The organism is Marinovum sp. J2-8 (assembly GCF_055808435.1).
Genome location: NZ_JBVVRZ010000008.1, coordinates 88,671 through 102,821, shown reverse-complemented (window position 1 = coordinate 102,821; position 14,151 = coordinate 88,671). Strand labels below are relative to the sequence as shown.

Genomic DNA, 14,151 nt, shown 5'->3' with positions numbered 1-14,151 from the left:
CCTTTCCCCGGCACTTCACGCACAGCAGCGGTTGATCAAATGCGCTGTTCACTGGCGCGATCAAACAGGTGCACATCATCCGGATTGATCACAAACCCCAACGTCGATTGCGGCCGGGCGCTGATCCGTTCCTTGACCAATGCGTCGATCACATCCTTGCCGGATTTGGCAAAGATCTGGGTTTCCGATCCGGTGGGTTCGACCACAACCACCTCCATCGGAACGCCGCTGTCACCAATCTGGATATGCTCCGGGCGCACACCATAGGTTACGGCCCGGCCTTCCTGGGCCTCGGTCGGGGGCAACGGCAGTTTCATGCCGCTGTCGGACAGGAAAATCTTCTGTCCGGCCTCTGTCGCGATCTTGCCATGGACAAAATTCATCGACGGCGAGCCGATGAAGCTGGCAACAAAGGTGTTGTTGGGATTGTCATAGAGATCCAGCGGGCTACCGATCTGTTCGACCTTGCCGTCGCGCATCACCACAATCTTGTCGGCCATGGTCATCGCTTCGATCTGATCGTGGGTGACATAGACGATGGTCGTGCCCAGACGCTGGTGCAACTCCTTGATTTCGATCCGCATCGTCACCCGCAGCTTTGCGTCAAGATTGGACAACGGTTCATCAAACAAAAAGACCTGCGGATCGCGCACGATGGCCCGCCCCATGGCCACCCGTTGACGTTGCCCGCCCGACAGTTCCTTGGGGTAGCGTTTCAGATATTTGGTCAGGTCGAGAATGCCGGCCGCTTTTGTCACCTGTTCGTCAATTTCCGCTTTTGGACGCTTGGCCATTTTCAACGGAAACCCGATGTTGTCATACACCGTCTTGTGCGGGTAAAGCGCGTAGCTCTGGAACACCATCGCGATGTCGCGCTCTTTTGGCGGTACGTCATTCACCACCCGGTCGCCAATGGAAATCGTGCCGTCGCTGATTTCCTCCAGCCCTGCCAACATGCGCAGCAGCGTGGATTTCCCACAGCCCGACGGGCCGACCAGCACGACAAATTCGCCGTCTTCAATGTCAACGCTGACGCCGTGCATCACCTGCACAGAGCCATAGCGTTTGATCACATTGTCGATTGTTACGTTGGCCATTTCGCTGTTTCCTTATTGCGGCAGTTCGATCTGTATTTTCACGTCTGCCGGGGGGCAGAGGCGGCGATGTCGAACGCATGCACGCTGTCTTTGAATTCAAATGTTCTGGTGATCAGGGGTTTGACGTCGATCGCCCCGGTGCTGAGCATGCCGACACATCGCGGGAACACATGCGCATAGCGAAAGATGTTCTCGACCCGGGCTTCGCGGATCATCGCGGCCCCGGCGTCATATTGGATGGGATCGGGCTGGCCGCCGATCATCACCACACAGCCGCCAGGGCAAAGCGGTTCGAAAACCGTTCTGGCGGCATGGGGGCTGCCGGTGGCCTCGAATACGATATCCACCCCCCACCCATCGGTGTCGCGGCTGACCACATCGACGAGGTTTTCCGATGTGACATGCACCGGGGTGATCGCCGGGCTGAGGGATCTGGCGATTTCAAGTTTTTGTTCGGCCAGATCGGTCACATAGACCCGCGCGCATCCCGCCGCCAAAGCGGCCAGCGCGGTGACAAGCCCAATCGGCCCGGCCCCCATGACAACCGCATTGTCCCCCGGTTTTACCCGCGCCTTGGTGGCCGCATGCACCCCCACCGCAAGGGGTTCGACCATCGCCGCCTCGCCAAAGCTGACGTTGTCGGGCAGTTTGAAGGTAAAGGCCTCTGGATGCACACAGGTGGGGCGCAGGATGCCATGCACCGGCGGGGTCGCCCAAAACCGGACGGCCGGGTCAATATTATACATGCCAAGCTGGGTTGCGCGGCTGTTGGGGTCGGGAATGCCCGGCTCCATGCAAACCCGGTCGCCAACCTTCAATGTGGTGACGGCGCTGCCGGTTTCGATCACCGTGCCCGCGGCCTCGTGCCCGAGGATCATCGGTTCGTTCACCACAAACGGCCCGATACGGCCATGGGTGTAATAATGGACATCAGAGCCGCAGATCCCCACCGTGTGCAATTTGATACGCAGATCACGCGGACCCAGAACCTCTTCCTCACGATCAATCGCCGGGAAGTCCCGCAGATTGATTTCATCTTTCTTTTCAAGCACCAGAGATTTCATGTTTCACCCTTTCCTTACGATGAACACGGCCAAGGCGATGGCGATTGCATTTGAAATCCAGATCGACAGGCCCAGCGGTTCAAAGACCCGAAACCACAGCAGCGACAGCGCAATCCAGATCACCACCGAGATGAAGACACGGTCAAACCAATTGGTTTCAATCGGCAGGAACCCGGCCTTCTTCTGGGCAATTGGCGGTGCGCCTTCCTCTTCGAAATGCGCCGCCGCGAGGGGGGCATCGTTTTGATCAACCATCTTGTTATCCTTTCACCGCGCCAAAGGTCAGACCGGCCACAATATGTTTCTGTACCAGGCCAAAAACGATCAGCGCCGGGATCAGCGTGAACACAGAGATCGTCGCCATCACGCCCCATTCGGTGCCGGTTGTGGTCACATATTCGCTCAGGCCCGTGGTCAAGGTGCGCGCATTGAAATTGGTCAGCGTCGCCGCCAACAGGTATTCATTCCAGGCAAAGACCCATGTCAGGATCAGGGTCACCGCCAGACCGGGACGGCAGAGGGGAAAGACAACCTCGGTGATCACCTTCCAGGAGCTTGCGCCATCGACATAGGCCGCTTCGTCCAGCTCTTTCGGGATGCCATCCACGGTCGGGCGCAACGTCCAGATCGCAAAGGGCAGATTGAAGGTGCAATAGACCAGGATCATGCCGATCCGTGTGTCCAGCAACCGCCATTCCCCCACTGAATAGACCTGAGTCATCAACAGGAACAATGGCAGCAGAAAGACGGCCAGCGGCGCCATGCGGTTTGTGATGGTCCAGAAAAAGATCGACTCTTTGCCGCTCATGTTGAAGCGCGACAGCGCGTAACAGGCGAAAAAGCCCAGGACCGTGCACAACACCGCGTTGCCGGTCGAGATGATGACCGAATTCAACATGTAACTGCGCAGCAACCGGTCGCCCCAGACCTTGGCGTAATTGCCCCAATAGGGATCGGACAGGATCAATTCCGGGGTGGAAAACAGCTGTACCGCCGGTTTCACCGAAATCACGAACAGCCAGTAAATCGGGAACAATGTCAGGAAACTGACCAGGGTCCAGAACACAATGCCAATGATCGGGTTTTGCTTTTTCATGGTCTCAATCCTTCTTGCTGCGCGGGGCAAGCATGGTCACATAAAGCAACCAGCAGACCACAATCGTGAGGTAGAGAACGATCACGGAAATGGTTGATCCATAACCATAATTCGTCTTTGGAAATACCTCCTTGAAGATATGGACACCGACAAACCGCGTGGCCGATCCGGGGCCGCCGCCGGTCAGCATCCAGACCTCGTCCACCGTCCGCAATGCATCCATCAGGCGGATAAAGACGGTTGCAACAACGGCGGGCGCAATCATCGGCAGGGTGATATGCCAAAAGATCTGGCGCTTGTTCGCCCCGTCAATCTGGGCCTGTTCAAACGGATCCGGCGGCAATGACACCAGCGCGGCAATCAGCGTCAGTGTGACCAGCGGGGTCCAATGCCAGATGTCCATGATTACGATGGTGGCAAATGCCGCCGGGGCGGAGGTGCCGATGTTCATGGTGATGCCAAACCATTCGTCCAAATAATGCGGGATGATCCCGATTGATGGCGTGGTCATCAGCTTCCAGACAGAGCCGACAATGATCGGCGCCATGATCAGCGGCAGCGTGTGAATGGTGCGGAAAATCGCCTTGCCGGGAAAATCCCGCATGAAGGCCTGTGCCAGAAGATAGCCGACAATCAATTCCGAGATTACGGCAAACAGCACAAACAGAACCGTCACACTCACCGAATTCAGAAAGGCAGGGTCGAACACAATCTTGCGGAAGTTGTCCGCACCGTTGAACACCATGTTCGGATCAACCGCAAAGGGGTTCCAGGAGTGAAACGATACATAGACAACGTAGAAAAACGGTAAGACACCGAAAAAGAACAGGATTGTTAACGTCGGCGCCAGCAGGAACCAGCCGAGTTCTTGGATTGCATTTTGCACCTCCCCATTGTTCAGAACCCGTGTCCGGGCACTGTAACTGCGTCATGTTCGGGATAAGATTTTTTTCGGAAGTGGGCCGCCGACAGATGCGGCGGCCCGTTTGTAACCGACAGGGAGTACCGGTTACTTGCGGTAGCCAAGCTCGCTCAGCGTTGTTTCCGCAGTGGCCGCCATCTGGTCGAGACCATCCTGGGGCGTCAGATCCCCTGTCAGGATCTGATAGAAGATCGGCGCCGTCGCTTCGCGCACCTGGGCGTGGAACGGATAGGCCGGAGCACCGGCAAAGAGATAGCCCTTGTCCTTGATCAGGTCATAATACCCGCTGAGCCGGTCGTTCATATCCTGCACCTTGGGGTCGTCATAGGTGGCGGTGTTGGTCACACGTGGCGCGGCGACGGCCCAATCCGGTTGAACTTCGTTCTGGCCGATATATTGCAGGAACAGGGCGGTGGCCTCTTTGTTTTTGGACGAATGCGGCATGCCAAAAGCCCCACCGTCATAATAACCGATATAGCCTGTGCCGCCTTCGACTTCGTCCAACACACCCGCCTTGAGCGGTGGCAGGGCCACACCGACGTTGCCAACCACCAGGGATTTGGTGTCATCCGCCGCGATCCAGCCGCGTTTTCGCCATAGACCAGCCCCTGTGCCGCGCGCCCCGCGCCAAAGGTTGTGCCAACCTCGGTCCATGTCGACGCCGGGGATTCAGGCGGGGCGATGTCGCGCATGCTCAGCCACCAGGTCAATGCCTCGACCGCATCCGGGCTGTTCATTTCGCCGCCATTGGCAACCGAAGCGGCGTAATTGTTCCCGGCGTCGATCCCCCAGTTGTAGACCCCAAAAGTGGGTGCCACGGATTTAAAATATTCATACCAGGATGCCACATGCCCGGTGTGCGCCTGCGCCGTGGTTCCCCAGAGATCCATATCGTTTTCTTCGCCATAAGCGGTAAAGAAGCGGGCGATTTCCGCATATTCGTCATGGGTTGTTGCGGGCGCCAGATCGCGGCCTGTCTCTGCCTTGAAGGCGGCCTGAATTCGGGATCGTTGAACAGATCCGTGCGGTAGAGATAGACCTTCAGAAAGGCCTCCATCGGCACACCATAAAGATGGCCGCCATCATCCTTGAAGTAATCGGCGAAGGTGGTGAAATTCGCCTCGTCATAGGTCGCGGCCTTCAGACCGGGATTGTCGCCCAGAAATGTGGTCAGATCGGTCAGAAAATCCCGCGCGAGGTAGGAATAGATAATGTCCTGCTCGATATAGGCCATGTCATAGATGCCGGTGCCGGCCTCCATATCCTTGATCGCCTTGTCAAACATCTGGTCCCAGGATGTGGTTTCGACATCGACCCGAATGCCGGTCAGAGCCTCGAATTCAGGCGCGAGCACTTCGCGGATATACAGCGACGGCGGCGAGGATTCAGTGACGCCGCGAATGGTCACCCCCTGATAGGGTGCGGCGGCTTCTTTCCACCATGCGTTATCAATTTCGGCCCAGGCCGATGTCCCGGCGACCGTCAGAGCAAGCGCAGATGCGCCCAGTTTGAATACAGATTTCACGGCTTTCCTCCCAATTTTCCCAGAGGCTTTTTGCGCGGCATCGCCGGTTTCTTCCTGCGATTCGCGCCACCTCTCGGCCAGATGATGCATTTGTAATCGTATCTATGCAACTGTAAATTTTCATATGTATGGATTGCAAAGCATTTGTAACGGTGCGATCTTGGGCGCATTGTGCCTAATTTTTGAATCGTGGCGGCACGTCAGGGAGGAAAACGATTTGGCACGGGAACAGATTGAAGACAGCCACGCCTTCGTCACCGAAGTTTGCTGGCATTATTACGTGAACGAGATGACGCAGGCGGAAATCGCCCGTCAGCTCAACGTGACGCGATTGCGGGTCAATCAGGCAATCCAACGGGCAAAATCACTTGGCTTTGTGAAAATTCAGATTGAATCGCCGTTTTTGCCCCGGGTCGAACTGCAAGAGACCCTCAAGACATCTTTGGGACTGCGGCGCGCCGTCATCAGCCCGGCCAATGAAACGCAATATGACTACCACAAATCGGTTGGTGCGGCGCTGGCGGCGTTGATGACCGAACGGTTGGCAACCGGCGACTGGAGGTCGTTTGGGGTGTCCTGGGGGCTGACACTGGATGCGACGATCAAGAAACTGTCGCGCCAATCGCACCCGGAGCTGGAGGTTGTGTCCATCCTGGGCGGGACGGCCAAGGGGTCGACCCTGAATTCATTTGGCATTGCATCGGGGTTCGCAAATGCGCTTGGGGCGCAATATTCGGTTTTGACCGCCCCAATCTATCTGTCCGAAGGCATCGACCGCGATCTGTTCTTGTCGCAATACGCGCTCAAAGAGCATTTTGACAAATTTCAGTCGCTGGATGCGGTCCTGCTGACCTGCTCCAACGTGTCAGAGAAATCCTTTCTTGTCGAAAACGGTCTGCCACATGGGATGAGCCCGCAATCCCTGATCCAGAACGGCGCAATTGGCGACGTGCTTGGCCAGTTTCTCGACCGGAACGGCCATTCGGTGTCACAAGAGGTCGACAATCGCACCGTCGGCATGCCGTTGGATCAGGTGCTGGGCGTGCCGGAAAAAATCATGGCAGCCGCCGGACCACACAAGGTTGATATCATCCGCGCCGCCTGTCGTCGTGGCTTTGTCGATACGCTGGTCACCGATGACAAGACCGCAAAATTGCTGATTGCCGCGGGCGGCAAAGATGGGACCGAGGCAAGGTAAACCCCCTGCCCGGTTTGGTATGTGGCGATCTTGTCCGACAAGACATTTCAGGGTGTCCGCCAACGCGGCGGCGTTCCCCACCATCACGCCAAGCGCGGCTGTGATCAATACGATCCCAGCACCCGCTTCAATCCGGTTTGCGTTCTGATCAGATCCGGCAGGAACAGCGTTTCCAGCTCTGTCGCGGCGCTTTGGTTGGCGGCGACGCCGGTGTTCAGCGCGGCCACCACATCGCCCCGGATGTTGCGCAAAGGCACGGCAATCGACCGCAGGCCAATTTCGACCTCTTGATCAATGATGGCATAGCCGCGTGCGCGCACCATTTCCAATTCCGCGATGATATCGTCCGGTTCGGTCAGGCTGTGGACCGTGCGCGGCACAAGGTCGGCGTGATCCAAAATGGCGCGCACCTCTTCTTCGGGCAAAGCGGCCAATAAAACGCGCCCCATCGACGTGCAATGCGCAGGCAAACGCGACCCCGGCATCAGGCCAATCGACATCACCCGCCGCTGCACCGCGCGGGCAAGATAGACAATTTCGGTCCCGTCCAGAATCGACACCGATGTCGATTGCCCGATCTGTTCCGACAATTGATCCAACCAGGGCTGCACCAATTGTGGCAGCGGCAAAGCCGCCAGTGCCGACATGCCCAACCGCAGGATTTTTGGCGTGGCGGTAAAGAATTTGCCGTCATAATCCGCATAGTCCAGTTGGTGCAGCGTCAACAGACATCGTCGCGCCGTCGCCCGGTCCAGCCCGGTCCGCACCGCCACATCCGAAATGGTAAGCCGGGGCGTTTCCGCGCCAAAACATTCAATCACCCGAAGCCCCTTGGCAAAGGAGGCGATGAAATCTGTGGATTTGTTCGTCATGCGCACAAGGCTGTGCATTGAGTGAACAAATGTCAAGCTATGAACAAATTCTCTGGCCCGGTCCCCTGCCCCGGTCTATCTGATCCCCAGTTCTTTGGAGGGCACAGATATGGACAAGACCATTGCCACGCTTCATCAGGCGGTCGCAAAGATTCCCGATGGTGCCACGATCATGATTGGCGGGTTCGGTGGATCGGGTGCGCCGGTCGAATTGATCCACGTATTGATCGATCACGGCGCGAAACATCTGACGGTGATCAACAACAATGCCGGAAATGGCCATGTCGGGCTGGCCGCGCTGATCGAACAGGGTCAGGTTGACAGGCTGATCTGTTCTTTCCCACGTTCGGCGGACCCGCGTGTGTTCACGGAACGCTATCTGGATGGCCGGATCACGCTGGACATCGTGCCCCAGGGCACGCTCGCCGAACGCATTCGCGCAGGCGGCGCCGGCATTCCCGCGTTTTACACGCCAACGGGTTTTGGCACCACTCTGGCCGAGGGCAAGCAGATCGAAGAATTCGACGGTCGCCACTATGTGCGCGAGCGATGGCTCAAAGCCGATTTTGCCCTGATCAAAGCGGAATGCGCCGATCCACACGGCAATCTGACCTATCGGCGCGCGGCGCGCAATTTCAACCCGATCATGGCAACTGCCGCGACAACCACATTGGTTCAGACATCACATATCGTGCCCTTGGGCGCGATCGACCCGGATCACGTCATCACCCCCGGCATTTTTGTCAATCACATCGTCCATGTGCCCAACCCGGCCCAGGAAGAAGACCTGAACCGCCAGGAGGCTGTATACCCATGACCGATCTTTCCGAAATCAAACTGTCGAACGCCCAAATCGCTTGGCGCGCGGCGCAGGACATCGAAGATGGGGCCTATGTCAACCTTGGCATCGGCTTTCCGGAAATGGTTGCCGGTTTCCAGCCCAAGGGGCGGCAGGCGATTTTTCACACTGAAAACGGCGTGTTGAATTTTGGGGAGGCCCCTGAAAAAGGGCAAGAGGATTGGGACCTGATCAATGCCGGCAAAAAGGCCATCACGCTAAAACCGGGAACGGCATTTTTCCATCACGCCGACAGTTTCGCCATGGTGCGCGGCGGCCATCTGGATGTGGCCATCCTGGGTGCCTATGAAGTGGCGCAGAACGGTGATCTGGCAAATTGGTCCACCGGGCGCGGCGGTGTTCCGGCGGTTGGCGGGGCGATGGATCTGGTGCAAAGCGCCAAGCGCATCGCGGTTCTGACAGATCATGTCACCAAAAAGGGCGCGCCGAAGCTGGTCGAAAAATGCAGCCTGCCACTGACCGGGGTCAAGTGTGTCACGCGGGTCTACACCTCGCTTGCGGTGATTGACATCGACGCAGGCCGTTTTGTCCTGCGCGAAAAGATCCCGGCGATTTCACGCGACACCCTACAGGCCCTGACCGGCGCGCCGCTGCACGACGACGGCCCGGTCAAGGATCTGATCTGCCCGGAGGATCTGGCATGACCGAGGTTTATATCTGCGACTACATCCGCACGCCGATCGGCCGCTTTGGCGGCAGCCTTGCCACGGTGCGCGCCGACGATCTTGGCGCGGTGCCGATCCGCGCCCTGATGGCGCGCAATGACATGGATTGGGCGGCGGTGGACGAAGTGTTTTACGGCTGCGCCAATCAGGCCTGGCGAAGACAACCGGAATGTCGCGCGCATGTCGGCGCTTTTGGCTGGTCTGCCGGATTCCGTTCCCGGCACCACGCTGAACCGTCTGTGCGGGTCGGGCATGGATGCGGTGATCACCGCCGCCCGCGCCATTCGTGCCGGGGAAATCGACCTTGCGATTGCCGGGGGCGTCGAAAGCATGAGCCGCGCGCCGTTTGTCATGCCCAAGGCCGAAACCGCCTTTTCCCGCGCCAATGCCATTCATGACACCACAATCGGGTGGCGGTTCATCAATCCGTTGATGGAGGCGCAATATGGTGTCGAACTCGATGCCGGAAACCGCCGAAAATGTCGCTGAGGATTTCAGTATCTCGCGCGAGGATCAGGATGCCTTTGCCCTGCGCAGTCAGACCAGGGCGGCGGCGGCGATATCCTCGGGGCGGCTATCGCGGGAAATCACCCCGGTCACGATCCCCCAACGCAAGGGCGATCCACGTGTCGTTGACACCGATGAACATCCCCGCGCGACGACATTGGACAAACTCGCCGCTCTGCGCACACCGTTTCGAAGCGGCGGCAGCGTGACGGCGGGCAATGCATCCGGGGTGAACGACGGCGCGGCGGCGCTTGTCCTTGCCTCAGCTGAGGCGGCGAAGCGACATGGTCTTACGCCGCTGGCCCGGGTCGTGGGCGGTGCCACGGCGGGTGTCGCGCCGCGCATCATGGGCTTTGGCCCTGCGCCTGCGTCCAGAAAGCTGATGCAGCGTTATGGGCTGACGGTGGATGATTTTGCCGTCATCGAATTGAACGAGGCTTTTGCAAGTCAGGGCCTCGCGACCCTGCGCGACCTTGGCATTGCCGACGATGACCCACGGGTGAACCCCAATGGCGGCGCAATTGCGCTGGGCCATCCGCTGGGCATGTCCGGCGCACGCATCACCGGTACGGTTCTGCACGATCTGAAACCCGGCGAAAAGAGCCTGTCTACCATGTGCATCGGTGTCGGTCAGGGTATTGCCATCGCCCTGGAGCGGCTATGAGCCTATCCGCACGCTACTAATATTGAGATGCGCGGCGACCAGCGGCGCATCTTGGCCTTGCCGGGGCTGACAGCTATTTTCGTTTCGCCCCCAGCTTGATATGGCAGGGCAACCAGCGGCGTCTCGGGCTGGATCACAGCAGGGATAGGCCTATGGAATTCTGGATCGTTGCCGGGCTGGCGGCCTTTATGTTGGGTCTTTCCAAGGGCGGCGTGCCGATGCTCGCCATGCTTTCGGTGCCCTTCATGTCGATCTTCATGGCGCCGACAATGGCGGCGGGATTGCTGTTGCCGCTTTATATCCTGGCGGATACCTATGCGATCTATCTTTTCCGCAAGGCGTTCTCGGTCAAAAATTTGAAGATCATGTTGCCCGGTGCGGTGGTCGGCGTTCTGGTGGCCTTCTTCTCGGTCTCGGTTGTGCCCGGCGATGCGATCAAGCTTCTGGTGGCCGGTATCGGATTTTACTACCTGATCAATTCAGTGCGCAATCGCATGTCTGGCGTTGAACGCCAGCCCAAACAGGCCGGTGTGCGACCGGGGCTTTTCTGGGGCACGTTGGCGGGTTTCACCAGCTATATTTCTCACGCTGGCGGCCCGCCGTTTCAAGCCTATGTTCTGCCGCAGAAGCTGGACAAAATGGTGTATCTGGGCACAACGACGATATTCTTTGCCGTCGTCAACCTGATGAAGCTTCCGCCCTATATCATCGCAGGGCAAATCACCTGGGAAAGCCTGCCGGATGCCATGTGGCTTGCGCCCTGCACGCTTCTTGGCGCATGGAGCGGTGCAAGGATCGCACGTGTCCTGCCGCAAAAGGTTTTCTTTATCCTTGTCGAACTGGCCCTTGCGGCGGTGTCGCTAAAGCTGGTTTACGAGGTGATTGTCAGCTGAATTGGCCGTGCCCTGGAAAATGCTGCACGACATGTGGGAAAATGCCCATAGTTCTGGGGAGATTGCGAAAAGGTCAGGTGACCTTTGGTGTCGGATCGGATAGGGTTGTTGTGAGCGGCTTGGACCTTGGGAATGACAATGTGAGCATTCCAGCGGCGGCGCTTTTCATTTGATTTTTATTCAATAAGCGCCCTGCCCTTTCGAGGGCTGGTACGTCCGATAATACCTAACATTCTCCCTGATGTGCGGTGCCATACTGTTGGTTGAGAACCTCCTTTTCTTTGGTCCATTCATCCGGTTTACCGCGGTAAACTTCAGGCACCTGTTTAAGCCTTCCGGTGGTTTGATCCGCGCAGGATTTACCGGGGTAAACCGCCCTGCCCCAGAGGCTCCAAAACCCTGCATTCCTTTGTCCGTTGGTGAAACCGGCATTGGACCATTATGCAAAAATCAATGGCCTTTGGTCTGCTGTGACCTGACCACCCGCGATGGCCTGGCCCTTTTCGTAGCGTTCAATCATTGACAGCAAATAACCATGCGGTCGATTGAGCGATGGAAGTTTCTCTGCAAGGTAATCGAGGGTGACGATTGCCTTTTCCCAGCCGAGAACAGACAACGTTCGGATTACGATATCCCGCTCCAAAGCCATGAAGGAACAAAAGTCGATTATCGCGTTTATCATTGTTTGCTCCTGTCGCGGGCATTCGGGGTAGAATTGTTGCAGCGTCTTTGTGTCCGCCCAGAGAGATGCCAATAGATTTTTATCAAACCGATGTGGGTTGGTTTTTTTTATATCTTTAGGTTTCGAACTCTATGTGCCGGACAGTTTGACCGTCATCCCCGGGGCATTTGTCCGGCACGACCTCGCTTGGTTCCCTTTCGCCGGGGTAAATTTGTGCCTTCGCATTCACGGATGTGAGAGCCTCCAGTCGCGCAATCTCATTCTCGATTGCGTCAAATTCCTGAACCACGGTTGATTTTCGGCGAACAGCTTTGCGAAGGCGGTCGCGCAGGGCGTCAACCCAATTGGGCAGGGCGCCGTTGCTGGCGATGACAGCGCGCACAGCGGCACTGAGGCGGGCGCTGATGCTGTTTCTGCGGGTGCGTGCAACGCGGTCCTGTTCCGCTCGCCAGTCGGCCATCGCCAACAGATCGTCGTAGCTGGCCAGCAGCGGTGCAAGGTCAATCCCATAGGCGTTGACAACGCGCCCGGATTTGTCGCGCTCCGGGAAACGCCGTCCATTGCCGCTCAGCTGACGCCGGATCAATCCGGCTTGCTCCAAACGGGTTTCACCGCGGCGAAAGCGCCGTTCATCCATGCCGCAGGCGCGTTCCAGGATGTTGGTGATGCTCATGAAGGAAATGTTCAGACCCGCCGGGTCAAGCGGGCCATGCGGCATGACCGACAGATGGGCGCGCAACACCATCACATCTCTGTCCGCCAGGCCCAGCTCTTTGCGCAGGCCCGTGACAAGTGACAGCAGTTCCCAGCGGTCCACGCATTTTGCAGTGGACCCGGAGTTTTGGCAAACCTCGACCGTTTGCCGACGCGGCGATGCCGCGGGCAGTATTGTGTTCATTCAGTTGTCAGACGGCAAAATCTACCCGTTCACCGAAAACCGATGTTGAAAAGTGTTGGGAAAACAGCTACGAAGGCTTTGCTACAAGACCTATATGAGCTCTCCCGGAACTGGTTTTCGGGGGGGCTTTTATTTTTTTGCGGGTGCCTGCTCCTTTTTGTGTTCTTGCCTGATTTGGCTAATGCCTGTGCGATTTACCGGGGTAAATCAGTTTTGTTGTTTTTTTACAGTTGCTTACGCTTTACTCCTCCTCTTTACCTTCAAAGTTTCGGATGACCTGTTCGATTTGGTCTCTGATTTGCTCCAACATCTCTGGTGGGGCGTCTTTGCGGGTCTTGATCACCAATTGCCGCGATTTCTGACTGATGGACACGCGTCCATTTAGAAAATCATGCTGGGCTGCGGCGGGCGGTGGGGCAGGGCGCTTGCCACCGGATTGCACCGCCTTCAGCACCGCATGGAACCGGTCGACGCTGTCGTCCAGCGATCGGTCCACCAGTTTCAGCGCCGCCTTGCGAGAGATCCCGGCGCGGCTCATTTCGCTGATCAGCTTGTCCCAATTGCGTCGTCCAACGCCCCGCGCCGGGCCAATGGCCAGCACCAGATCCTCGCCGATGGCCTGATAGCTTTTGACCATGAAGTTGATCAGCGTGCGCGAAATGCTCAGGAATTCGGCAATGTCTTTTTGCTCATACCCGGCATCAATCCCCTGCGCCGCGGCGCGGGCGCGTTCGATGTAACTGGTTTCCAACCGGGCAGAGTTTTCGATCCCCTGCGCAACAAAAGCCTCGCGGTCATCCATCTTGGAGACAAAGGCCTTGATCCGGGTGCGTCCCAGACGCCGGGTCGCGGCAAGCCGCCGACGGCCAACCACAATCTCATAGGCTTTGTCGCCGCCCTGGGCGACGCGCACAAGGATCGGGATCTGTTGACCATTGGCCTCGATGCTTTCGACCAGGCTGTCCAGATCTTCGTTGACGTCGATCCGGTCGCGAATGCGACTGTCCTGAATCTGGTCGACATCAATTTCCTGATAGGTGCGGTCGGCACCGCCCTGGGTGGCGGCACGGATGTATTTGTCGCTGGCGGCGCCGCCCTTGATGATCGGTTTGCGTTTGGGCCGCGCCGGGCGGTCCGGCGCGGCCTCATCTGGCTTTGCCGGGCCGGGGCCGGTTTCAAAAACGGAACGGGCCATTATGCGGTCTCCTC

Annotated in this window: 14 protein-coding genes and 2 pseudogenes; 5 read left to right on the top strand and 11 right to left on the bottom strand. The window is 57.8% G+C overall.

The features are described from left to right. Nucleotides 1–35: 35 nt before the first annotated feature. The 7 genes and pseudogenes from AC0L4F_RS19810 to AC0L4F_RS19780 form a co-directional block, all read right to left on the bottom strand. Complete coding sequence (locus AC0L4F_RS19810) at nucleotides 36–1,097, bottom strand: ABC transporter ATP-binding protein (protein ID WP_244691108.1); 1,062 nt, start codon at nucleotides 1,095–1,097, stop codon at nucleotides 36–38. A gap of 12 nt (nucleotides 1,098–1,109) precedes the next feature. Continuing rightward, nucleotides 1,110–2,161: pseudogene (locus tag AC0L4F_RS19805) on the bottom strand (NAD(P)-dependent alcohol dehydrogenase). Between the two features lie 3 nt (nucleotides 2,162–2,164). After that, on the bottom strand, nucleotides 2,165–2,416 hold the full coding sequence (locus AC0L4F_RS19800; RefSeq protein ID WP_244691107.1) for a DUF2160 family membrane protein: 252 nt from the start codon (nucleotides 2,414–2,416) through the stop codon (nucleotides 2,165–2,167). 4 nt (nucleotides 2,417–2,420) lie between these two features. Further along, the gene (locus AC0L4F_RS19795) at nucleotides 2,421–3,257 is read right to left on the bottom strand and encodes a carbohydrate ABC transporter permease (protein ID WP_244691106.1); all 837 of its coding nucleotides are present in this window, start codon (nucleotides 3,255–3,257) and stop codon (nucleotides 2,421–2,423) included. A 4-nt stretch (nucleotides 3,258–3,261) separates the two neighbouring features. Next, entirely contained in the window at nucleotides 3,262–4,143 is an 882-nt protein-coding gene (locus tag AC0L4F_RS19790; RefSeq protein ID WP_244691105.1) for a carbohydrate ABC transporter permease, read from the bottom strand. A gap of 123 nt (nucleotides 4,144–4,266) precedes the next feature. Further along, entirely contained in the window at nucleotides 4,267–4,833 is a 567-nt protein-coding gene (locus AC0L4F_RS19785; RefSeq protein ID WP_244691104.1) for a type 2 periplasmic-binding domain-containing protein, read from the bottom strand. Nucleotides 4,834–4,912: 79 nt separating this feature from the next. Continuing rightward, nucleotides 4,913–5,704: an ABC transporter substrate-binding protein gene (locus tag AC0L4F_RS19780; protein WP_244691103.1), complete on the bottom strand. Its 792-nt coding sequence runs from the start codon at nucleotides 5,702–5,704 to the stop codon at nucleotides 4,913–4,915. A 217-nt stretch (nucleotides 5,705–5,921) separates the two neighbouring features. On the opposite strand from AC0L4F_RS19780, the gene AC0L4F_RS19775 reads away from it, so the two are divergent. Then, nucleotides 5,922–6,902 (top strand): sugar-binding transcriptional regulator, encoded by a 981-nt coding sequence (locus tag AC0L4F_RS19775; protein ID WP_244691102.1) that lies wholly within the window; start codon nucleotides 5,922–5,924, stop codon nucleotides 6,900–6,902. 104 nt (nucleotides 6,903–7,006) lie between these two features. Here AC0L4F_RS19775 and AC0L4F_RS19770 read toward each other — a convergent pair whose 3' ends face one another. After that, on the bottom strand, nucleotides 7,007–7,774 hold the full coding sequence (locus AC0L4F_RS19770; RefSeq protein WP_244691101.1) for an IclR family transcriptional regulator domain-containing protein: 768 nt from the start codon (nucleotides 7,772–7,774) through the stop codon (nucleotides 7,007–7,009). A gap of 109 nt (nucleotides 7,775–7,883) precedes the next feature. On the opposite strand from AC0L4F_RS19770, the gene AC0L4F_RS19765 reads away from it, so the two are divergent. The 4 genes and pseudogenes from AC0L4F_RS19765 (at nucleotide 7,884) to AC0L4F_RS19750 (ending at nucleotide 11,362) form a co-directional block, all read left to right on the top strand. Further along, nucleotides 7,884–8,591 (top strand): 3-oxoacid CoA-transferase subunit A, encoded by a 708-nt coding sequence (locus tag AC0L4F_RS19765; protein ID WP_244691100.1) that lies wholly within the window; start codon nucleotides 7,884–7,886, stop codon nucleotides 8,589–8,591. After that, nucleotides 8,588–9,277: a 3-oxoacid CoA-transferase subunit B gene (locus AC0L4F_RS19760; protein WP_244691099.1), complete on the top strand. Its 690-nt coding sequence runs from the start codon at nucleotides 8,588–8,590 to the stop codon at nucleotides 9,275–9,277. Before AC0L4F_RS19765 ends, AC0L4F_RS19760 begins: the two co-directional genes overlap by 4 nt. Beyond that, nucleotides 9,274–10,469 (top strand): annotated as a pseudogene (gene pcaF / locus AC0L4F_RS19755) (3-oxoadipyl-CoA thiolase). The gene AC0L4F_RS19760 and the pseudogene pcaF overlap by 4 nt, the downstream one beginning before the upstream one ends. A gap of 152 nt (nucleotides 10,470–10,621) precedes the next feature. Continuing rightward, complete coding sequence (locus AC0L4F_RS19750; protein ID WP_244691098.1) at nucleotides 10,622–11,362, top strand: sulfite exporter TauE/SafE family protein; 741 nt, start codon at nucleotides 10,622–10,624, stop codon at nucleotides 11,360–11,362. A gap of 439 nt (nucleotides 11,363–11,801) precedes the next feature. Here AC0L4F_RS19750 and AC0L4F_RS19745 read toward each other — a convergent pair whose 3' ends face one another. The 3 genes from AC0L4F_RS19745 to repB form a co-directional block, all read right to left on the bottom strand. Further along, nucleotides 11,802–12,044, bottom strand: a complete 243-nt coding sequence (locus AC0L4F_RS19745) for a hypothetical protein (RefSeq protein WP_244691097.1) — start codon at nucleotides 12,042–12,044, stop codon at nucleotides 11,802–11,804. 115 nt (nucleotides 12,045–12,159) lie between these two features. Then, entirely contained in the window at nucleotides 12,160–12,942 is a 783-nt protein-coding gene (locus AC0L4F_RS19740) for a helix-turn-helix domain-containing protein (RefSeq protein WP_280520691.1), read from the bottom strand. A 241-nt stretch (nucleotides 12,943–13,183) separates the two neighbouring features. Continuing rightward, complete coding sequence (repB, locus tag AC0L4F_RS19735; RefSeq protein ID WP_244691095.1) at nucleotides 13,184–14,137, bottom strand: plasmid partitioning protein RepB; 954 nt, start codon at nucleotides 14,135–14,137, stop codon at nucleotides 13,184–13,186. Nucleotides 14,138–14,151 lie beyond the last annotated feature (14 nt).

Bases quoted from the DNA above. Each gene is read 5' to 3' on its own strand.
- AC0L4F_RS19750 (WP_244691098.1), top strand. From the start codon at position 10,622: ATGGAATTCTGGATCGTTGCCGGGCTGGCGGCCTTTATGTTGGGTCTT.
- AC0L4F_RS19800 (WP_244691107.1), bottom strand. From the start codon at position 2,416: ATGGTTGATCAAAACGATGCCCCCCTCGCGGCGGCGCATTTCGAAGAG.
- AC0L4F_RS19765 (WP_244691100.1), top strand. From the start codon at position 7,884: ATGGACAAGACCATTGCCACGCTTCATCAGGCGGTCGCAAAGATTCCC.
- AC0L4F_RS19760 (WP_244691099.1), top strand. From the start codon at position 8,588: ATGACCGATCTTTCCGAAATCAAACTGTCGAACGCCCAAATCGCTTGG.
- AC0L4F_RS19785 (WP_244691104.1), bottom strand. From the start codon at position 4,833: ATGGACCGAGGTTGGCACAACCTTTGGCGCGGGGCGCGCGGCACAGGG.
- AC0L4F_RS19795 (WP_244691106.1), bottom strand. From the start codon at position 3,257: ATGAAAAAGCAAAACCCGATCATTGGCATTGTGTTCTGGACCCTGGTC.
- AC0L4F_RS19770 (WP_244691101.1), bottom strand. From the start codon at position 7,774: ATGACGAACAAATCCACAGATTTCATCGCCTCCTTTGCCAAGGGGCTT.
- AC0L4F_RS19745 (WP_244691097.1), bottom strand. From the start codon at position 12,044: ATGATAAACGCGATAATCGACTTTTGTTCCTTCATGGCTTTGGAGCGG.
- repB (WP_244691095.1), bottom strand. From the start codon at position 14,137: ATGGCCCGTTCCGTTTTTGAAACCGGCCCCGGCCCGGCAAAGCCAGAT.
- AC0L4F_RS19740 (WP_280520691.1), bottom strand. From the start codon at position 12,942: ATGAACACAATACTGCCCGCGGCATCGCCGCGTCGGCAAACGGTCGAG.
- AC0L4F_RS19810 (WP_244691108.1), bottom strand. From the start codon at position 1,097: ATGGCCAACGTAACAATCGACAATGTGATCAAACGCTATGGCTCTGTG.